Annotated in this window: 14 protein-coding genes and 2 pseudogenes; 13 read left to right on the forward strand and 3 right to left on the reverse strand. The window is 56.9% G+C overall.

The genetic code is table 11. The annotated features are described in order from the left end of the window. Positions 1-134 precede the first annotated feature (134 nt). From R6X40_RS02375 to R6X40_RS02415, 10 genes and pseudogenes are all read left to right on the forward strand, one after another. Complete coding sequence (locus tag R6X40_RS02375) at positions 135-1,250, forward strand: hypothetical protein (RefSeq protein WP_318410641.1); 1,116 nt, start codon at positions 135-137, stop codon at positions 1,248-1,250. 8 nt (positions 1,251-1,258) lie between these two features. Next, positions 1,259-4,486: a hypothetical protein gene (locus R6X40_RS02380; RefSeq protein ID WP_318410642.1), complete on the forward strand. Its 3,228-nt coding sequence runs from the start codon at positions 1,259-1,261 to the stop codon at positions 4,484-4,486. Between the two features lie 269 nt (positions 4,487-4,755). Continuing rightward, positions 4,756-5,154 (forward strand): hypothetical protein, encoded by a 399-nt coding sequence (locus R6X40_RS02385; RefSeq protein WP_318410643.1) that lies wholly within the window; start codon positions 4,756-4,758, stop codon positions 5,152-5,154. Between the two features lie 524 nt (positions 5,155-5,678). Then, positions 5,679-6,431, forward strand: a complete 753-nt coding sequence (locus R6X40_RS02390; protein WP_318410645.1) for an ImuA family protein — start codon at positions 5,679-5,681, stop codon at positions 6,429-6,431. Further along, positions 6,352-7,863, forward strand: coding sequence for a DNA polymerase Y family protein (locus R6X40_RS02395; protein ID WP_318410646.1), 1,512 nt, complete (start codon positions 6,352-6,354; stop codon positions 7,861-7,863). The genes R6X40_RS02390 and R6X40_RS02395 overlap by 80 nt, the downstream gene beginning before the upstream one ends. Beyond that, positions 7,860-11,123: an error-prone DNA polymerase gene (locus R6X40_RS02400; RefSeq protein WP_318410648.1), complete on the forward strand. Its 3,264-nt coding sequence runs from the start codon at positions 7,860-7,862 to the stop codon at positions 11,121-11,123. The genes R6X40_RS02395 and R6X40_RS02400 overlap by 4 nt, the downstream gene beginning before the upstream one ends. Positions 11,124-11,399: 276 nt before the next feature. Further along, the gene (locus R6X40_RS02405) at positions 11,400-12,572 is read left to right on the forward strand and encodes a sensor histidine kinase (RefSeq protein WP_318410650.1); all 1,173 of its coding nucleotides are present in this window, start codon (positions 11,400-11,402) and stop codon (positions 12,570-12,572) included. Between the two features lie 107 nt (positions 12,573-12,679). After that, the gene (locus tag R6X40_RS02410) at positions 12,680-13,081 is read left to right on the forward strand and encodes a response regulator (RefSeq protein WP_318410651.1); all 402 of its coding nucleotides are present in this window, start codon (positions 12,680-12,682) and stop codon (positions 13,079-13,081) included. Positions 13,082-13,238: 157 nt separating this feature from the next. Next, positions 13,239-13,625, forward strand: a pseudogene (locus tag R6X40_RS31565) (PAS domain-containing protein); the annotation flags it as partial. 42 nt (positions 13,626-13,667) lie between these two features. Continuing rightward, positions 13,668-14,615: pseudogene (locus R6X40_RS02415) on the forward strand (sensor histidine kinase); the annotation flags it as partial. 616 nt (positions 14,616-15,231) lie between these two features. Here R6X40_RS02415 and R6X40_RS02420 read toward each other — a convergent pair. After that, entirely contained in the window at positions 15,232-15,831 is a 600-nt protein-coding gene (locus R6X40_RS02420) for an SOS response-associated peptidase (RefSeq protein ID WP_318410654.1), read from the reverse strand. Positions 15,832-16,210: 379 nt separating this feature from the next. On the opposite strand from R6X40_RS02420, the gene R6X40_RS02425 reads away from it, so the two are divergent. From R6X40_RS02425 to R6X40_RS02435, 3 genes are all read left to right on the forward strand, one after another. Then, positions 16,211-16,405, forward strand: coding sequence for a hypothetical protein (locus R6X40_RS02425; protein ID WP_318411328.1), 195 nt, complete (start codon positions 16,211-16,213; stop codon positions 16,403-16,405). Next, positions 16,386-17,186, forward strand: a complete 801-nt coding sequence (gene xth, locus R6X40_RS02430; RefSeq protein ID WP_318410656.1) for an exodeoxyribonuclease III — start codon at positions 16,386-16,388, stop codon at positions 17,184-17,186. The genes R6X40_RS02425 and xth overlap by 20 nt, the downstream gene beginning before the upstream one ends. A gap of 175 nt (positions 17,187-17,361) precedes the next feature. After that, positions 17,362-19,017 (forward strand): sensor histidine kinase, encoded by a 1,656-nt coding sequence (locus R6X40_RS02435; RefSeq protein WP_318410657.1) that lies wholly within the window; start codon positions 17,362-17,364, stop codon positions 19,015-19,017. Between the two features lie 64 nt (positions 19,018-19,081). Here R6X40_RS02435 and R6X40_RS02440 read toward each other — a convergent pair whose 3' ends face one another. Further along, the gene (locus R6X40_RS02440) at positions 19,082-19,441 is read right to left on the reverse strand and encodes a hypothetical protein (RefSeq protein ID WP_318410659.1); all 360 of its coding nucleotides are present in this window, start codon (positions 19,439-19,441) and stop codon (positions 19,082-19,084) included. A gap of 132 nt (positions 19,442-19,573) precedes the next feature. Further along, positions 19,574-20,671, reverse strand: a complete 1,098-nt coding sequence (locus R6X40_RS02445; RefSeq protein WP_318410661.1) for a PHB depolymerase family esterase — start codon at positions 20,669-20,671, stop codon at positions 19,574-19,576. Positions 20,672-21,234: the final 563 nt, after the last annotated feature.

A 21,234-nucleotide genomic window follows, 5' to 3' on the forward strand; every position in this document is an offset into this window, starting at 1 on the left:
CTCGCGAATCCTTTGTCCGGACAGCGTTTCGTTCTTGAAGTCGGTCGCAGGACCTCTTTATCTTGCCGACTATTAAATGAGTAGCCTGGTTGTTATGTTGTCATTATGTTCTGGTGCCATTGGAGAGGAACTTGATGGCAATAGAAATCGACTCAAATGACATTGAGCGCAGCTTCCAGGATATTCCTGGCGACAAGAAGACCGAGACCGAACAGACAGCCTTTCTTATGGACTTGGGCTGGCACAAAGGATCGAATTGGCACGACCTGCTCAAATCTAAGCGCATTCTCATCATTTCCGAAGCAGGTGCTGGTAAAACCTATGAATGCCGAGCAGAGCAGCAGGCGCGTTGGGCTGCGGGTGAGCCCGCATTTTATGTCGAGCTGGCCGAGCTTGCACGCACCAATCTGTGCGACTCTCTTTCGCACGAAGAGGAAGTCCGCTTCGACACTTGGCTTACGTCCCAGTCTGATGTAGCGACGTTTTTTCTCGATTCTGTCGACGAACTAAAGCTTAGCCTCGGTTCGTTCGAGCAAGCGCTAAAGCGCTTGGCAAAGGCAGTCGCCGGGCAGCTTGGCCGCATCCGCGTCGTTATCACTTCGCGCCCTATTCCAGTCGACGAGCATCTCTTTCGGCGAATATTACCGGTGCCTGATGAGCCGGACGAAGCCCCGACCAGCGAAGTGTTCGCGGATATCGCGATGGCGCGCCGAGCTCAGAAATCTAACGAGGAAAGGGCCGCGCCGGATTGGCGCAACGTCGCTCTGCTGCCCCTGTCGATTGCCCAGATTAAACAAATTGCGATCAAGGAAGGAGTGACTGACCCCGATGCGTTGCTCACCGACATCCGGCAGCGAAACGCAGAGGACTTTGTACGCCGTCCGCAAGACCTCATTGAGTTATGTTCCGATTGGCGAGTGTATCGCCAAATTCGATCACATCGCGATCAAGTGGCGACCAACATCGCCGTGAAGTTAAAGCCTCGGGAAGACGGCCGTGAAATGGCGGCTTTGTCCGCCGGCAAAGCGTTGGAAGGTGCTCGCCGTCTAGCTATTGCGGCCATTTTGAGCCGCAAGCTCACGTTGCGCCATAGCGCAGAGGCGGACCGAGCCGGCGATCCAGCCGACGCGCCGCTCGATCCTTCGTCGATCCTCCACGACTGGACACAACACGAACTTAAGGCACTTTGGAGCGGTCACTTTTCGGATTTGCATCCTACGGGCGTGTGCGCTTCCACCACCGGTCGGTGATTGAATATTTGAGCGCCGAGCATCTTCTTGCTATGCGCGCACAGGGAAGACCTATCCGGTCGATCAAGCGTATCCTGTTCACGACTACGGTGCAGGGGAAGGTGGTAGTCAAGCCTTCCCTGCGCCCGATCGCCGCTTGGATGGCCTTGCGCGACGAGTCAATTTTCGAGGAAGTGCTGCGGCGGGAGCCGGACATTCTGCTAAATTTTGGCGATCCTGAATCGCTTTCGCCAATTCATCGACAGCGGGCCCTGTGCGCCTATGTCGAGCGCCATAGCGCCGGCGGCTGGCGTGGATTGCGAGTGCCGAGCGTCCAGCTTCATCGCTTCGCCACGGCTGATCTCGGATCAGAGGTAAAGCGACTATGGGAAGGCGAGATCGAGAACCCCGAAATCCGCGAAATTTTGCTGACCTTGATTGGTGTGGGGAAGATGGCTGGTTGTGCGGATATTGCCCACGGTGCATTGGTCGATCGCGCAGTTCCTGATGGCGAGCGGATTGATGCGCTAGTTGCGCTCATCGAGTTAGGCGATCCTCGCCTTGCGGCAATTAGCGCCAGCCTAGTCGAGCACGTACCGCTTTGGCCAAACCGGCTGTCACGAGCTGTGTTGCTGCGATTGTTCCCTGCTCACCTTTCTGTAGCCCTTCTTTGCAAGATTCTCGCGCGTGTCACGGAAAAGAAGCGCTCTGTTGGGGACATCTCATGGAACCTCCCTCGCCTGATTGAGAAGGCGGATATATCGCCGCAGACGCTGGATGCACTACGCCATGGGCTTACAGAGTTGGCGGTGGAAGGGATCGCCTGGAACGAGAAGAAATGGCCACATCTTGCGAGTAAACGGCAGTTTCTCTTACCACCGCTGGCTATCACCTGCCTGCGCCAGCTTCAAAATGGTATCGTTACTTCAGAGTTAATGCGTTCTACGGCGATCGCGTTACGGCTGGCAGAACGGGAATATGACCACAGCGAACCAGCGAAGCAATTGGGGGCAGCACTTCGCGGATTGCCGCCGGATGTGCGGTGTCTGATATTCGAGGCCGAAGACGCTTTCCTGCAATCACACCATCATCAAGCCGATGCCTTCGATCGCTTCGCGCGGGTTGCGTTCCATGATGCGTCAATTCATCTTGGTGCAGACGATAAAGATTGGGTTTTCGCATCGCTCTCCAACCGCAGTCGTACTGCCGACGATCGCGCTGTGATGCTGGAAGCGGCGATCCGCATCCCTAACGAGAATGTCGAATGGATCGATCATGTGGCATCGCTGAAGCCGCTTGTTGCCGATCTACCGCATCTTCTTCAGCGTCTCGACGTATTTGCCAAACCGAGAGAGCGTAGGCCCGAAGAACTTCGCTTTGAACGCGAGAATGCCAAGCGGCAGAAGAATGACAAACGTCGCGACGCAAAAGCTCACGCCAGTTGGGAGTTGTTCTGGCGGGAAATAATCAATGATCCCGATGTAGTGTTCGCCTCCGACCGTTCCGAAAATACCGCTTGGAATCTCTGGCGAGCAATGGAAAGCAGTGGCGAGGAAAGCCGTGCCTCCGGTTGGAATCGGCGTTTTATTGAGCGGCATTTTAGCAAGGACGTGGCCGATCGGTTGCGTCTCGCGATCATGGCATTCTGGCGCCAAGACCGCCCGACCTTACGAAGCGAACGACCAGAACAGGAAAAAGGCACCTTTCTGACCCGTTGGCAGCTTGGCTTGGCGGGGATCGCTGCCGAGGCCGAGGATACCCTATGGGTGGAAAAGCTTGGGCAGGACGAAGCAGAACTGGCGCTGCGTTATGTGCCCATCGAACTGAACGGCTTTCCAGCCTGGCTGGAGGGATTTGCCACCGTACACTCGGCAGCAATAGACACCGTCTTGGGAGCCGAACTAACTGCGGAACTCGACGATCCCGCTGGCCACTCGAATATTTTACACAATATCGAGTACGCGGTCTCTGCCGTTGCACTCATATTCTTACCGCGTGTACGTGCCTGGCTGGATTCCAGCAAATGGCGGCTCGGCCACAGCGAGGAGATGAAGGCCCGGCTGCGGCAGGTGGTGAAAATCCTCTTGCAACATGGCGATGCCGATACAAACGCGTATATCCATGCACTCGCAAAGACGGAGCTGACACATGGTGCAAAAGATGCGGTGAGCAGCATCTGGTTACTAATTTTATTGCGTCTCGAACCGGCGGCCGGCCTTGATGCCCTCGAGAAGACTATAGAGCCTCATGCACCGGCAAGGTTCGGCCAACCAACGGAATGGTTCGCTTCTCTCTTTGGCGACGGGCACGGTCCTGGCGAAACATATCTTTCCGCGTCCGGCTTCACCCCGGAATTGCTGCTACGCCTCGCGCGCCTTGCCTACCAATACATTCGACTGTCCGACGATATACCTCGCGAAGGTAGTTTTACGCCCAATGCGCGCGATCATGCACAGCGCGGTCGGAGCAATATCGTCAACGCGCTGTTGTCGACGACGGGGACTGAAGGCTGGGCAATAAAACTCAGATTGGCTGACGATCCACTCTTTGCTGATCTGAAAGACCGCGCTCTAGCAATGGCCGTTGAGCGTGCGGCCGAGGACGCGGACGCAGCCGCCTTCGCCGAGGCCGACATCGTGGGACTTGAGCGATATGGCGACCTCCCACCCTTGACGCGTGATGAGATGTTCATGCTCATGATCGATAGGCTGGATGACATTGACGACGTGCTGTTGCGCGACGACTCACCGAGAGCGGCATGGGCGCTCATAGAGGATGAGAAAATTATGCGACAGCAACTTGCCCGCGAACTGCGCTCCAATGCCAACGGTGCCTACAAGGTTGACCAGGAGGCGGTGACCGCTGATGAGAAGGAAACCGATATCCGCCTTCGCTCTACCGGTTCAGAGCATGAGGCGATCATAGAGTTAAAGATCGGGGAGAAGGACCGCTCCGCGGCCGACCTAAAAACTGCGATCAGAAACCAGTTGGTTGCTAAATACATGGCAGCGGAAAACAGCCGCGCCGGCTGTTTGTTTATTACCGTAAAATCTCCCCGAACATGGGTACACCCTGAAACCGGAGCCGCGTTGGACTTGCCTGGGCTCATAGCCATGCTGAATCAAGAAGCGGCCCGGATTGAGCAGGAGATGGGAGGAAGCCTGCGTTTGACTATGCGTGGCCTCGACCTCCAACCACGCTTGTTGACCGAAGCCGCAATATCGCGCGGCCGTCGGCGGAAAGCTGTTCCCGAATAAGCACTTCGGGTGTGGGCAACCCGATGTGGGCATCACACGCTCGCGTTCTCCAGCTTGGACTACGCGAATGATCGGTCCTTGGCTGTCGGGATGGACACCGATCGACGGCTTGAGGTTGCCCTCTCGGAACCGGTGATACCAATAAAATCGCGGATGGCCTGTCGATTGATCGTGCGATTGTAGAGATTAGACCCGTTTTCCCATTCCCCGTCAGATAGCCGATGCCAAAGGCTTTCAACGGGAACCCGATAGGAACTTTTCCGATAGCTATGGGTTTGCTTCCTGAGATCGCGCCGTGTCAATCGGACGCGACGGAGAAGGTGAACGCATCGGTTTTTCCGATTTCTCGTGCGGGCAACGAAACGCCAGTCGAGCATCTTAACCTGTCCGCTGCGATCTCAACCGCAAAGGAATCCGCCATGATTGATCCGCCCACCACCCCACCGGAAGACCCTAAACGCAAGGTCGAGCTCGATCAGACGGTGGATTTCGCAATCCAACTTCTCGTCGAAGAAGCGCACACCATCGGATGGCAGCGCGCGGAGTTCCTGACTGCCATCACGGACTCTGCCAATGCTCGCCTATCCGTCTTGGAAGAAGAGCGTCAGTTGGACGGCGACATGGCTGAAGAGCCTACCAACAAATGGCCTGGAGCATCTGAAAAGTAGGCGGTCTCGAGAATGCCACTGCTTCACGATACGTCGTCCTTCGATCCGAGACAGGGAAACCACGTACCGCATCGATCACCGTCTATATGGTTCAGGCGTTCGCAACCCATAGCCGACATGCGACGAAGCCGAGCGAAAGTGATGCTGGCGCCGTGCTTTTTTACGATCTCTGCTCGATCGTAGCTGCCTGCTCGGCCGCAAGACTGACACTCGACATCCACAACAGGGAGGCCAACCTGGCGTAGCGTGGATGTAAGTCCCAGCGGAAGGTTCGTTTTCGTTGGCATCCCGGTCTCCAACTTAGGTCAAAAAAATTATTCAATAAGACCGGCTACTTATACCGGTGTCCTAGCGAACTGATTCAAAACGACAATCTGCAGAATCTCTAAATTGTGAGTGGATATTCCCGATTCTGACCAGCTTGACTCTCGTTCTATGAAGGAACAGAAGAAGAACATCAAGCGTTTATGGCGGCATGAAGTCGCCTTTACTGAACACCACGAGCCGAAGGGATTCCGTGAACCATGACGGCTGTCCGCGAGCACGTAATAGCAGAACTCCGTGATCGCATAGCCTCCCTCCGCGGAAGCGCAGCGAGGCAAGCGGGGTGTCTGCCTTTCGGCATTGCCGAGATCGATGACCGACTGCCTGGCGGAGGCCTTGCTTACGGCGCGTTACACGAATTTGCAGGAGGCGGTGCTGGCACGGTTGATGGCGCTGCCGCCGCCCTGTTCGTGGCGGGGGTTGCAGCCAGGACCAAAGGCAAAATTGTCTGGTGCCTGACCCGGCCAGACCTGTTCTTCCCGTCGTTGGCGCAAGTCGGCCTGAATGCGAACCGAGTGATCTTCGTCGAAAGCGATAAGGAGGAGGATCTGCTCGCGAACATGGAGGAGGCACTTTCTTACGGCGGCCTTGGTGCTGTCGTCGGGGAGATCGTCCGCTTGCCGATGGTGGCCAGCCGACGGCTTCAGTTAGCGGCGGAAAAGTCTGGCACCCTGGCAATGATAGTCCGGCGATGGCGGCGACAAACGGAAGCCAATGATTTCGGCCAGCCTACCGCGTCGACGACACGGTGGCGGGTGAGTGTGATGCCGTCAGAAGAACTCCCGGTTCCAGGAGTCGGGCGGGGTCAATGGTTGTTAGAGTTGATGAGATCGCGTGCAGGCGAGTGTGCTGAGTTTCTCGTAGGAGCGTGTGATGACAAGGGTCGTATCGATATTCCTTCCCGATCTGGCGACCGATCGAATTCGACGGGCCGATCCCGCCATTCCGGCTGATCAGGCGATTGCGGTGATTGCAAAGTCAGGCTCCAAACGCTGGGTTGCTGCAGCAGACATGGCTGCCAGGGAAGCTGGTCTGCGTGTCGGCATGCCAGCGGCGAAGGCGCAGGCACTGTTTCAGGGTCTGATGATGGTCGATGCCAATCCAGTTGCCGATGCCACTGCCCTTGAACGGATCACGTTCTGGGCGCTCACTCACTACTCGCCGATTGTCGCTGTCGATGGGCTTGACGGCATCGTCATGGATACTGAAGGAGCTGACCACCTTCAGGGAGGCGAAGAACCGATGCTGTCGGGGATCGCCAACAGGTTTCGCCTGAAAGGTTTGAAGGCGAGGGTGGCGATTGCTGACACGTGGGGCGCAGCCCATGCCTGTGCACGCGCGATTACGCGGGACACCGTCATTGTACCGCGTGGGGAGACGGCGCGCGCGGTGGAACGGCTGCCGATCTCGCTCCTTCGTCTCCCTCCGAAAATCATCGGCGACCTCCGGACGCTAGGATTCCGGACCATCGATGAGCTGTCGACCACCCCACGAGCACCCCTGACGCTTCGGTTCGGCCCCGAGATCGGTCGTCGGCTGGATCAGATGTTTGGGAGGAGCAGAGAGCCGATCGATCCTGTCCGAACGGCCGATCTTGTCGAGGTTACTCGCTCGTTTCAGGAACCCATCGGCGCTGCCGAAACCATCAACAAATATGTTGGTCTTCTCGTCATCGAACTATGCAACGAGCTTCAGAAAAAGGGCCTCGGCGCGCGGCGGGTAGATCTCATAGTCCACAAGGTCGACAATTCGATCCAGGCGATCAGGGCCGGGACGGCAAAGCCGGCGCGTGATGTTTCCTGGTTGACGAAGCTGTTCAAGGACAGAACCGAAAAGATCGAGCCTGGCTTTGGAATTGAGAAGCTCACTCTTGTGGCCGTCATGTCGGAACCGCTTGACGAGGTGCAGCGGTCGTCGTCCTTGGTCGAGGAGGAGGTCAAAGATATCACACCGCTCATCGATATCTTTGGCAACCGCGGCTCCCGCGTGTATCGGCTTGCGCCCGTTGCTTCAGATGTACCCGAACGCTCCGTTCAGCGCATCGGTGCCGCCGCCGATGATGTTGCCATCCTATGGTCTCATCAGTGGCCCCGGCCCGTGAGACTGCTGCCGCATCCTGAACTCGCTGAAGTGATCGCATTGATGCCCGACCACCCACCTGTCTCCGTGAAATGGCGCGGCAAGCGACGAAAGGTCAAGCGAGCCGACGGCCCCGAGCGCGTATTCGGGGAATGGTGGATTCGAAACTCCGAGCTGGAAGCTGTCCGTGACTATTTCGTCATCGAAGACGAGGCGGGGGAGCGACTTTGGGTCTATCGCGCCGGGGACGGCGTTGATGGCAACACCGGCTCGCACAAATGGTTCGTCCATGGAATTTTCGCATGAGATACGCCGAACTTCAGGTCACCACCCACTTTTCATTTTTGCGCGGTGCGAGCAGTGCGACCGAGCTGTTCGAGACCGCAAAGATGCTCGGCATCGATGCTATAGGCGTGGTTGATCGCAATTCACTTGCGGGCATCGTCCGCGCACTAGAAGCATCTCGCGGCACGGGCATCCGGCTTGTTGTTGGCTGCCGGCTCGATCTTCAGGACGGGATGTCGATCCTCGTCTACCCGACCGACCGGGCAGCATATTCGCGCCTGACCCGGCTCATCACGTTGGGCAAAAGCAGGGGCGGCAAGAACAACTGCATCCTGAATCTCGACGATGTCGTCGCGTACTCGGATGGGATGATAGGCATCCTAGTGCCTGACCTGCCGGACGATACCTGCGCAATCCGCCTCCGCAAGATGGCTGAAATCTTCGGCGACCGCGCTTATCTTTCGCTCTCGCTTCGCCGCCGGCCCAATGATCAGATGCGACTCCACGAGCTGTCGAACCTGGCGATGCGGTTCAAAGTGAAGACCGTCATTACCAATGATGTTCTGTTTCACAAGCCGGGACGGCGGCAGCTTCAGGACATCGTCACCTGCATCCGCAACAACACGACGATCGATGAGGTTGGTTTCGAACGGGAGCGTCATGCGGATCGATATCTCAAGCCGCCCGAGGAGATGGAGCGTCTGTTTCCACGATATCCCGAGGCACTGCGCCGGACGATGGAGATCGTGGATCGATGCAAATTTTCGTTGGAGGAGCTGACCTACCAATATCCCGAAGAAGCGATCATCCCCGGTAAGACACCGCAGGAGTCGCTCGAGCACTACGTGTGGGAGTGCATCCCCGACAGATATCCCGAAGGCCTGCCCCCCGATGTCCTGAAGACGGTTCGTCATGAACTCGATCTCATCCAGAAGATGAAATATGCCCCATACTTCCTCACTGTCTTCTCGATCGTTCGTTTCGCCCGGAGCCAGGGCATCCTTTGTCAGGGACGCGGATCAGCGGCCAACAGCGCAGTGTGTTACATTCTTGGGGTCACGAGCATCGACCCATCGACGAACGATCTGCTGTTCGAACGGTTCGTAAGCCAGGAGCGGGACGAGCCGCCGGACATCGATGTGGATTTCGAGCACGAACGACGTGAAGAGGTCATTCAGTGGATCTACAAGACCTATACACCTCAGAAGGCGGCACTGTGCGCGACCGTAACACGGTATCGGGCAAAGGGCGCGATCCGAGATGTCGGCAAGGCGCTTGGACTGCCGGAAGATTTGATCAAGGCTTTGTCGTCTGGGATGTGGGCATGGTCAGAAGTGGTCAGCGACCGGAACGTCCGTGAGCTTAATCTGAACCCGGACGACCGCCGCCTGGTTCTGACGCTGAAGCTGGCGCAGCAGCTTATGGGCGCACCCCGTCATCTAGGCCAGCACCCTGGTGGTTTCGTGTTGACCCACGACCGTCTGGACGATCTCGTTCCGATCGAACCCGCGAGCATGAAAGACCGGCAGATCATTGAATGGGACAAGGATGATGTCGAAGCGCTCAAGATGATGAAGGTCGACGTGCTGGCTCTGGGCATGCTGACCTGCATGAGCAAAGCCTTTGCCTTAATCCGCGACCATAAAAACGACGATCTCGATCTGGCGAAGATCAAGCAGGAGGATGCCGCGACGTATGCGATGATCCGGAAGGCTGATACCCTCGGAACCTTCCAGATCGAGAGCCGGGCACAGATGGCAATGCTACCGCGTCTGAAGCCGCGGACATTTTATGATCTCGTCGTGCAAGTTGCCATCGTTCGTCCGGGCCCGATCCAGGGGGATATGGTCCACCCATATCTCCGTCGCCGAGAGGGAAAGGAGAAGGTCGAGTATCCAACGCCGGAACTGGAGGCCGTCCTCGGAAAGACGCTTGGGGTGCCGCTGTTTCAGGAGTCCGCGATGCGGGTCGCGATGGTGTGCGCCGGCTTCACGGGCGGCGAAGCCGACCAGCTCCGAAAAAGCATGGCAACGTTCAAGTTCACAGGTGGAGTTTCAAAATTCAAGGAAAAGCTTGTCTCCGGTATGGTCGGGAATGGATACTCGCAGGAATTTGCTGAGAAGACCTTCTCACAGCTCGAGGGGTTTGGATCGTACGGTTTTCCGGAGAGCCATGCGGCCTCCTTCGCCCTGATCGCCTATGCTTCGAACTATGTGAAATGCCACTTTCCCGATGTCTTCTGTGCCGCATTGCTGAATTCCCAGCCTATGGGCTTCTACGCCCCGGCCCAGATCGTCGGCGATGCCCGGAACCACGGTGTCGGGGTTCTACCTGTATGCGTGAACAGATCGCGATGGGATTGCACCCTCGAGCGCATTGGCGTTACCGATCGGCACGCGGTGCGACTTGGAATGCGTATGGTCAAAGGCTTGGCGGCCGCCGATGCAGCGAGGATTGTTGCCGCTCGAATGGACAACGAATTCGAGTCCGTCGATGATATGTGGCGGCGATCTGGCATCCCGGCCGCATCCTTGGTCGAGCTTGCAGAGGCCGACGCTTTCCACCCTGCATTGAAGCTCGAACGCCGTGACGCTCTGTGGGCAATCAAAGCCCTTCGCGATGAGCCTTTGCCGTTGTTTGCAGCCGCCGCCGAGCGCGAGGAGCGAACGATTGCCGAACAGCAAGAACCTCAAGTCGAGTTGCGACAGATGACTGAAGGTCACAATGTCGTTGAAGACTATGGGCACACTGGGCTTACGCTTCGCGATCATCCCATGGCGTTCCTCCGGAAGAGTTTGGCGAAACGGAGCATGGTGACGTGCGAGGAGGCGATGTCTGCCCGTGAAGGCCGCTGGGTCTACACCGCAGGTCTCGTGTTGGTTCGTCAGAAGCCGGGCTCAGCCAAGGGCGTGATGTTTATCACCATTGAGGACGAGACTGGCCCCGCGAACATAGTTGTTTGGCCGTCGCTCTTTGAAAAGCGCCGTCGCGTCGTGCTCGGATCGTCGATGATGGCTATCAACGGCCGTATCCAGCGCGAGGGCGATGTTGTGCACTTGGTCGCCCAGCAGCTCTTCGATCTCTCTGCTGACCTGTCGGGCTTGGCCGATATGGATGTTGAGTTCAAGTTGCAATCGGGACGGGGAGACGAGTTTGCTCACGGCTCGGCTGGCGGTGGAGATTCCAGGGATCGGCCGAAGCCCGCGCCACAGGCGAGAGATATCTTCGTCCGGGATTTGCATATCGACACGCTCAAGGTGAAGGCGCGAAATTTCCAATAGATGTGTCTCAGAGACTGCGAATCTCTAAACAATGGCCCATGAAGTGCAACAGCAACAGCTAAGTTTCGGGAGCATAAGACTTCCCCTGTCTTGCGATTTGGTAGCACGCATGTTCCAGCGTGAGTAGCCCGACGGCCTCGGCAATATTGAACTAGTGAGTGGCTGGTACGGAGACTGTGGCCTCGAAAGCCCTCGATCGGGCCTAGCGATAAAAGTGCGGACCGATATATAATGGTTCCCGATGAGGGCTAGAGCAATATTCTGGGGTGATCCGCCATGTTACAAACCGTTTCGGAGCCGCTTTTTTCCAAAGTCTTCGTCACTGAGGAGCTCGACGCTCGCCCGGCTGGGCAAGCGGATTTCCTGAAGGAAAAAATGGCGCTTCAGGATCTGGCCGCGCGACTGGTTGGCGACCCGGAAGGTGTGCTACCCAGGTTCGTCGAGCTTGCCATGCAGATGACCTATGGCGATGCAGCCGGCCTTAGCATATTCGAGCCCGACGGCAATGTGTTCCGCTGGATGCACCTCTGCGGCTCGCTCGCGGCGTTCGAAGGGGCGACGACACCGCGAGACTACAGTCCCTGTGGCATAACCCTGGACCGCCGTGTCCCCGTCCTCTGCCGTCATCCCGAGTGGGCCTATGACTGGGTAGCAGACGCGAATATCGCACTGCCCGAAGTATTGCTTGTTCCCTTGTTCGTCGGCGGTCAGGACCCCGTCGGAACGTTGTGGATCGCCTCGGAGCAAGATGGTCATTTTCATTCTGGACATTCGCGTATCGCAGCCGAGCTCGCGACGTTTGTCGGCATCGCTCTTCACGTCAAACGCGGTGAAGACCGCTTGAGGCGGGCTCTTGAGATGCAGGAGACGCTAACGCGGGAGATGAACCACCGGTTGAAGAACTTGTTCGCGCTAGCTGACGGGATGCTGCGCCAGACGCTTCGGAGTTCGGCAACGAAGGAAGCGATGGCAGAAAGCCTTTCAGGACGCTTGCACGCACTATCAACAGCCTACTCACTCGTTTTGGGGCAGGGTTCGCAAGCGGGGATCCTGGATCTCACCAAACTTGCGGAAGCCGTCATCTCTCCCCACGTCGACGATCCCGCGCGGTTTAAGATGGAAGGCCCACGCCTATCCTGCAAGGAAACCGCGGCAAGTTCGATCGCGCTGGTTTTAAACGAACTTTCGACCAATGCCGCTAAGTACGGTGCGCTGAGCGCGGATTCCGGGACGGTGTCTCTCTCATGGTTCGCCGACGATGCGCGCGTGAAATTTTTCTGGGTTGAGCGGAATGGGCCAGCGGTGGAAGCGCCGACAGCAGTTGGATTTGGAAGTAGGCTGATCGAAGCGACTGTCGTGCGGCAATGCGGAGGAAGCTGTGAAGTCGACTGGGAGCCAGGCGGTCTTTCAATGACCCTCTCGTTGCCTCGATCAATCTTTGAGGACTGAGCAGCGGCCGCGGATCAAGGGCCGGTTGCGTCATCTACCTTGCGAACAAATGCACCCGCATGAGCTGTTGCAGGGAACCTAACCAACCTTCACTCAGTTTCCACGGAATGAACGATGACGAATTTGCAAAACTTCCGATCCCCGTCGCCCTCGTAGTCGACGACGAGCCTTTAATCCGGCTGGATACGACCGATATGGTTGCTGATGAGGGCTATCATGTTCTGGAAGCAAGGACTGCCGACGAGGCGTTCGCCTTTCTCAAACAACACAGCTCGCTGAAGCTGATTGTAACGGATGTCCAAATGCCTGGGGATATGGATGGGGTCCAGTTGGCGATAGCGGTCGCCCGACAGTGGCCGCATATCTCGTTGATCGTTGCCTCCGGTAACGTCACTCCTCCAGAAGGGTTACTTCCGCCTTCCGCGGAGTTCATTGCGAAGCCAATCAGCCCCCAGTTAATTCGGGACGCGCTTGATAAGCTCGGTCTCACCGGTTCGGATGCGGACTAACCCTCACGGTTCGGTTGACCGTAGGGACGGCACCCACCATATGAAGCTACGCAGCTCCCGTTTTCCCTCGGGCGCAATTTCCAATGGCGCGTGACTTTGCGGTGAGACACCGTGCCGCTGATAGTGTCTGGATCCGATATTGGTTAAGCAAAATGGCATGCTACGCGAGCAGTTTCTTGAAGCCATCCTTCAGAGCGCAATCGACTACGCGATCATCTCTCTCGATCTCGACGGCCTAGTCACGAGCTGGAATGAGGGTGCGCGCCGAATCATGGGCTGGACCGAACTAGAGATGCAGGGCACACCTGCGGCGGTCTTCTTCACCGAAGAGGATAAGCGTAGTGGCATTCCGCAAAAGGAAATGACTGCGGCTCTCGAGAAAGGGCACGGCAATGACGAGCGATGGCATCTTCGCAAGGACGGCTCGCGCTTCTGGGCATCCGGTGAGATGATGGCGCTGCGCGAGGAAGGCGGGCAGGTACAGGGCTTCATCAAGATACTGCGCGACCGAACCGAACAAAGGGGACGCGACGAGAAGAACCGTGCGGATGCCGAATTCATGCGCCAGGTGCTGGCAGCTTCCGACGATTGCATCAAGGCACTCGACCTGGATGCCAACCTGATCTTCATGTCTGAAGGTGGTCGGCGCGTCATGGAGGTCGATGACTTCACCACGGTGGCTGGATGCCCGTGGCCGGATTTCTGGCAGGATAGCGGCAATCACTCCGCTCGGATGGCTGTCGAAGCTGCAAGGGCCGGAAAGTCTGACCGCTTTGTCGGCAAGGCCGACACCGCCAAGGGAAACCCCAGATGGTGGGATGTTCAGGTTTCTCCCATCCTTGACGCTGACGGGAAACCAGAACGTATTCTCTCGATCTCCCGCGACATCACCGAACGCAAGGAAGCAGAGGAGACACAAGCGCTCGTGATGCGCGAGCTGGGTCATCGAGTCAAAAACACCTTGTCAGTCGCTCAGGCAATCGTGAAACAGTCGTTGCGAAGCAGTTCGTCGGTCGAGGAAGCCGGCACAAAAATCCAGGCAAGGTTCTTGGCCTTGTCTCAGGCACACGATATTCTCATCCATCGCAACTGGCTGAGTGCGTCTATGGTGGAAATCATCCGGGGTACCGTTCAAATGAGCGGCCTGGAGGATGAGGATCGCGTTCGAATTTCGGGTCCGGAAATCACTATCGGGCCGCAGCAGGCATTATCTATCAGCCTCGTAGTGCATGAACTTCTGACGAATGCAGTCAAATACGGGGCGATGTCCAACGAGGTCGGGTTGGTCGATATCACCTGGAAAATCACCGGAACAGAATCAGCCCCTGCGCTCGAATTCGTCTGGAAAGAAGCGGGCGGCCCAACGGTCGTAGAACCAGAGAGGAAGGGCTTCGGCTCCAAGCTGATATCCTCAAGCCTTCAGAGCCTTGGTGAGACCACCATTCAATATCGTGCTGAGGGACTTCATTTAACGTTGCAAGCGGACTTGGCAAAACTGCAGCCCGTTGCCGAGGGCCGTCAGATCCCACGGTAAATCAATATTCTCGGGTACGGTGTGCGTGACTTCGAACGTGTCTTGGACCAGATGTCGAATGACGCAATCAACGATGTTAACGACGATGCCATCGATGGAGAACTGGAGAGGGTCAGGACATGTTCAGGGGGAATGGCCGTTGATTGACAAACCGGAACCTGAAGACGCGAGAAAGCCCCGCGTCCTGATTATGGTTAAAACCCTTTGTCCCTTCTGGAAGTGCTTGACTGGTGCTTCGAACCGGGATGCGATGTGATGATAACCGACATGGTGATTGCCGAGATAGGTGCGCCGCTTCAACGTTCTAAGCTGCTGAACCATCCGGCGTAGGGAGAGTTCTTAGCAAGGTGACGGTTGAAATCGGGAGCTCCGTCATCGCACCAGACGGGTCCGCGTTCGCCCAACGCGATCTTCGCCTCATTGACTCTGCTCCGGGCCGCTCGCACTGCCAGTTGGTCATCCTTGGTATCCCTGACCGCCCGGCGGGCTGACATCAGCTCCCGAACCAGAGTAGTTCGAGCCTCCACGTCGAGGGAGGGGTTGCTTTTGCGCCATAGCCGACCGCGCACGATGAAGTATCGGCCGTCAGGTGTTTCAGGATAGGGGCCGCCAGCTTTCAATCCGCGCGCTTCCGCACCGTTTCTACCGAGAAGCTTCCCTCTGGCAGAGGCCTCAGTAGATCGGACTCGTCCTTTGTCAGCTCTAGCCAGTGCCGCCAGTCCTTGGGCTGCAGTACCACGATCTGACGGTCGTGGATTGGCGCTACGTCAGGGCCTGGTGTGGTGGTGAGCATGGTGAATGACGGCGGCTGGTTGCCTACACCTTCGCGCCAGAGGCCGGCGATCGCAAGGAATGTTGAAGCGTTCAGAGTAAAACGATGCTTGGCTTTCGGATACTTGATTCCTGTGAATTCGAAGAACGCTGAGGCCGGAATTAGACAGCGCCGACTGTCAGAGAAATGACGACCCTCGCTGCGGAAGTTAAAGACGGGCCCGCCTTTCCGCCCAGCCGGGGGAGGGAAACCGAATTTCATCGGCGACAGCTCCACAATACCATCGTCCGTTGACCTCATAACAGGACCTATGTCACCGATCTTGATGTCGTCGGACTGCGGAAGATCCAATTCCGTCTGATGTGAGGGGATGCCAAGCTCAAGGTCCTGCATCATCTTGCAGTATTCGGCGTAAGCGATGTGTTGTTCGTAGTCGTTGCACATGGCGCTGATCCGCTAATATTTTTGCCTGTCTGGCTTCAAAGCGTAAGACGGATAAGGGCGTTTTTGTTCCGAAGTATGGTAACCCCATGGGGCCTGGTTGCGGACCACTCCCTTGAGTGCATCAACAAGCGAAGGCGGCCGCGGCCAAAAGCCATTGATCTTGAAAACTGCGTGGCTCGTTCGTATCTAGGATCTACCGCCCGTGATTGATGACCGCCACCCCGACATGATGTCGTGTGTATGGTTGTCCGGGTTGGCGAGGGCGCTCCGACATCATGTCGTTGAGCGCCCTCTTCATTAACGCCATCGCTATCGCGCCACCATTCTGAAACCTCTCCCCATTTCGTGCGTTTCAACGGCATTGAAAATGGAGAGCGACATGTCAAAGAGAGAACTTATCGACACCGGAAGCGACAAGAGATACGTCCGTCGAGACAAGCAGGGGCAGTTCAAGGAGTCTGTCGATGTCGGCCGGTCGCTGTCGGCAGACAAGCGCCACAAGGCCGAACACGAAGCGAAGCCGGGCGAGGCGACAAAGGCGACCACAAGTCCAAGTGAAGATCGCCAGCTATAATGTCAACGGAGTGAATGGCCGCCTTGACGTGCTTCTGAGGTGGCTCAAAGAGGCAGAGCCGGATGTCGCTTGCCTTCAGGAACTAAAGGCACCGGACGCAAAGTTTCCGGTGGAGGCTATCGAGGCGGCTGGATACGGGGCTGTCTGGCATGGGCAGAAATCGTGGAACGGTGTCGCTATCCTTGCGCGGGATCAGGAACCGTTGCTGACGAGGAAGGGATTACCCGGAGATCCCGATGACAGCCATAGTCGATATATCGAGGCGGTAGTCGACGGCATTGTGGTCGGTGGCCTTTATCTTCCAAATGGTAATCCGTACCCAGGTGGGAAGTTCGAGTACAAGCTGGCTTGGTTCCGGCGACTGCATGAATACGCTGCCGAATTGCTCAAGCTTGAGGTCCCCGTCGTCCTTGCGGGCGACTACAATGTGATGCCGACGGAACTCGACGTTTACAATCCTGAGCGCTGGACGAATGACGCGCTTTTCCGGGTTGAAGTGCGGGAACTCTACCGAGAACTGGTTTCGCAAGGATGGACCGACGCGCTCCGTGAGCTTCATCCGGGCGAGCGCATCTATACGTTTTGGGATTACGTCCGAAATGCGTATGGACGGGATGCTGGGCTTCGGCTCGACCACTTCCTATTAAGCCCGAATATCGCTGAACGGCTATTGAAAGCCGAAGTTGACAAGCACGTCCGTGGCTGGGAACATACCAGCGACCATGCGCCAGTTTGGATCGAGCTTGCCGACGGACCGGTGAAAAGGAGAAGGAAGAGGTGACTTCGACCGATCCCGGAACGACCCTGCGCTGAGGTTCGCAATTGCTTGTGACCGCCAAAGCCCTTGTTCCTACGTGACTTTGCCTCTCCACACTTGCAGTACTTTGTCTCGGCATGGGATTGTAAGGCGGTTAAACCTACAGAAATTGGATTCGTTCGTAGCGGGGGCTCGCGGAGTGAAGAAACGATTGGTTGCCGTAGCGTTGACGGCACTGACACCAGCAATCGGCATGGTGGCTTACAACGAGATAACCGCACGTTCCGAGCGCAGTACCGAAGTCCATCGGCAGGCTGCGCAAACTGCGCGCCAGGCGGCATCAGAAGTCAGAAGCGTCATCGAGGGCATCAAGGGATTGCTGATCGCGACCGCTTCAATTCCTTCAATCGCCGAAAAGGATCCAGCCGCCTGCAACACAGTTCTCAAGTCGGTCGCCTCGAAGCTGGCTTCGGTGCAGAATATCCTTGTGCTCGACAAGTCTGGAAAGCTTGTCTGCGACAGCATGGGTTGGGAACCAGGTATTGACTTTGGCGACCGTGAATACGTGCAACGCGCCCTAGCAACCGACGATCTGGTCGTCGGCGAATATACGGTCGCCCGCGTCTCCCGCAGAGCAATATTGCCGATGGCTGTGGCGCTCAAACGAGGATCCGAAACGATCGGAATTCTGGCGACCGGCGTGCGCCTTGAGTGGCTGCAGGATCGAATTCGGGAGAGAGGCCTCTCTCCTGGAGGGTCGCTGACTATCGCTGATCGCAAGGGCGTGATCCTTGCTCGTAATCCAGAACCGGAAAAGTTTGTCGGAACGAGAATACCGGACCAATATCAACCGCTTCTCTCGGCGGAGCAGCCCGGAACCATCGAACTGTTCAGTCAGGATGGGACCAAGCGCATCATGGGGTATACGCCCGTGTCGGATACCAATCCCTTGTATGTCAGCACCGGGCTCTCCGAGTCAGTGGCGTTTGGGCCGATTGACCGGGCTTCGCTGACAGGTCTGATTATGATGGCGATTGGAGCAGCACTTGCTTTGAGTGCCGCTTTCTACGTCGGCAACCGATTCATCTTGAACCCCATCAACCAGATCGTGTCTGTTCTTCAGCGCTGGCGGGACGGCGAGGTTGATGCCCGTACGCAAATGAGGGGGCAGCACGGAGAGCTCGGGCAGGTCGGAGCCTCCGTCGATGGTCTTTTGGACGAACTCGAGGTGCGGCGGCGAGAAACTGTACGATCTGATAATCAACGCACCTTGATGGCCAAGGAGATGTCCCACCGGGTCAAGAACACCATGGCCATCATTCAGGCCATTGCGAGACAGACATTCAAGAATCGTTCCGAAGAGAACGCTGTATTTGCCAGTCGGGTTGGCGCTCTCGCTGGAGCCTTCGATGTGTTGCAGTCCGAGGATTGGAAGGCGGCGGATATCAGGGAAGTGCTGGTGCGCACACTTTCGCCAGTCGGCGGCGAACGTTCCGAGGGTATCACTTTATCGGGGCCGGCTTGCCTACTAGGACCCGAGGCGGTCACCGCTCTCTCCCTTGTCGTGCACGAACTCGCAACGAACGCTCTCAAGTACGGAGCTTTGAGCGAAGCGACGGGACGGCTGGAAGTCCTGTGGCGACAGAACGATGGCCGGATCGAATTGGACTGGAGAGAGATAGATGGGCCAGCGGTGAAGACACCAGAGAATGAGGGCTTCGGGTCTAAGCTGATCAGAAACGCCTTTCCTCCGACAATGGAACCGAAAAGCGAGACCGAATACGCCGCGGATGGCCTCAAGTTCCATCTGTCCTTTGTTTTGAATCCAACCGACGACCTGGAGGAACACTCTTAGTGACCACCACCCGGTCGTCGCTAACCGCGCGTCAATTAACGAACGCTGGCACGCTCAGATAGTCTCACTCATCCACGGGTTCGCATGCAAATGACTTCCCGACTGATGGGCCAGGTGGAATGATCCGTGCAATTTCAGAATTCCCGTCGGTGACGCGCAGGTCGACCTCGAACCATCCGTTCTGGTTGATCAAATCAAGGAGAGCGATGGCAAGGCGACCTGCACAAACCGGATTTGTGCGCAGATCGATAATCTCGCCGTCTTCTCCTGCAAGCCTGACAACCATTTCGCCATCCTCCATAGGACGAAAACACATAGCGCTGACAAATCCCATGACATCTTCTTCGGCGAGCCCGTCTGGAGATGGGCGCTGGTCGTCGAACAGGGCGTGAGCATCGATTTTTGCGTTTTTTGTAAAAGGCATCTGGTTCTTTCCGGAGATAGCCGCTCTAACATCTGCTAAACAACAACCCTCAGATCGGCATGTTTGATAACGCCGAGACAGCGACTGCAAGACGTTTGCGTAAAACCCCTTTCCCGTCGCTGATGCCGAAGCTTATTTCATCAGGCCTGCTGCCCGCAATGCGTCTTCGATCGTCTTTTGAATCCCGCTCGTCGAGCCAGATGGCGGAACTGTCGTAGCAACCGAAATGGGCGGCACGGGTAGATCGAAATCGAGATCCGGTTCCTTGCATTTGTCGAACGACGCGACCAATCCCCACGACCGGGCGATATGGAGAGTAGAGGAAATTCCGGCATCCAGCATATAGGGCGCACTCTTGCCATAGCCCGACCTGGGATCGATCGGTGTGCCATGTCCCATGGCATTGATGCTGAAATGCTCGATGACATCTCGCCCGTCCGATGACTTCCAGACTTGACGGATATGACCATCGACCGTTTCGACCAGATCAGCCTTTTGTGGCACACCATGAACGCCGCGCCATTGATCAGCGACCGAAACCGCGTTGGAAGGAACCACGGTTGCGTCCCGCGTTCCCTGCCATACTGAAATCGTAGGCCATGGCCCGGTGTGGCTTGAGGCATTGCGTAGGAGGGACTGTAGTGTCTTCGCGTCGGGCACGCCATGACCGCGCATCCGGTCGAATGCCTCGGGAACCGTCGATGCTGTGCCATAGGGAAGGCCGGCAATGATTGCGCCCCCAGCAAACACTTCAGGATATGTCGCAAGCATCACGTTCGCCATGGCACCACCTGCCGACAACCCAGTTATGAAGATGCGGCTGCGGTCGATGTCGTAGCGTGTCGCAACCGTTTCTATCATTTGGCGGATCGATACGGCTTCTCCCCGGTCGCGCTCGATGTCGCCAGGCACGAACCAGTTGAAGCAGGTGTTGGCATTATTGCTCCGGGTTTGCTGGGGGAAAAGTGCCGCGAAGCCGTAGTCGTCTGCCAGACGTGACCATCCAGAGCCATGATCGTAGGCGCTGGCGGTCTGAGTGCATCCATGAAGGACGACGACCAGTGGGGAGCGAGGCAGCAACCCGGTCGGAAGGTGTGCACGTGCCTCCAATCCGCCGGGGTTCGTTCCGAAAGGCCCAAAATCCGACAGTCTTCCGTCAGGGACGTGAGCTTGGCCCTTTGACATGCGTAGTTTGCTTAGGCGTTCGATTGTATCGGAAATGGATCGCATTTTATGCCTCCTCGCGGCTGAGGATGACTGCCACGTGGTAGCCCAACGCGCGATAGGCCATATAGTTGCTGCACTGCACAAAGAATGTTGTGCGAATTCCTCCCTTTTGATGCAATCCCAATCTACGGCCCCAGCGCCTTGAGCCGTCTTGCGATATCGTCAAAGATGTAAGGCTTCGAAACGAACTGAGCATTCGGAGGCAGATCAATATCCGCTGAAGTCAGCCGACCTGAGACGACGACAATTCCCGCGTCCGGGAAGCGTTGGTGGACTGTATGCGCGAGGTCAACACCGGAGAGCTGTCCTGGCTCTGTATGTCGGTGAACAAAAACTGGATGGTCTGCGCATCGATGATATCCATTGCATCATCGGCGGTTGCGGCCTCAAGGACCACAAATCCTGCTTCCTCAAGAAAATCTTTGCGGCGAGACGTATCAGTGGCTCGTCTTCTACCACCAGAACTTTACGCAAAGCGGCACCTTCAAGTTTTGCACATCGCCAGAGCTCCAACGGAGACGGCCAATGAATTGGATGACTCCCTCCCGGAGTTAAAGGATCCACCG

Source organism: Rhizobium sp. PL01 (assembly GCF_033447125.1).
GTDB lineage: Bacteria > Pseudomonadota > Alphaproteobacteria > Rhizobiales > Rhizobiaceae > Pararhizobium.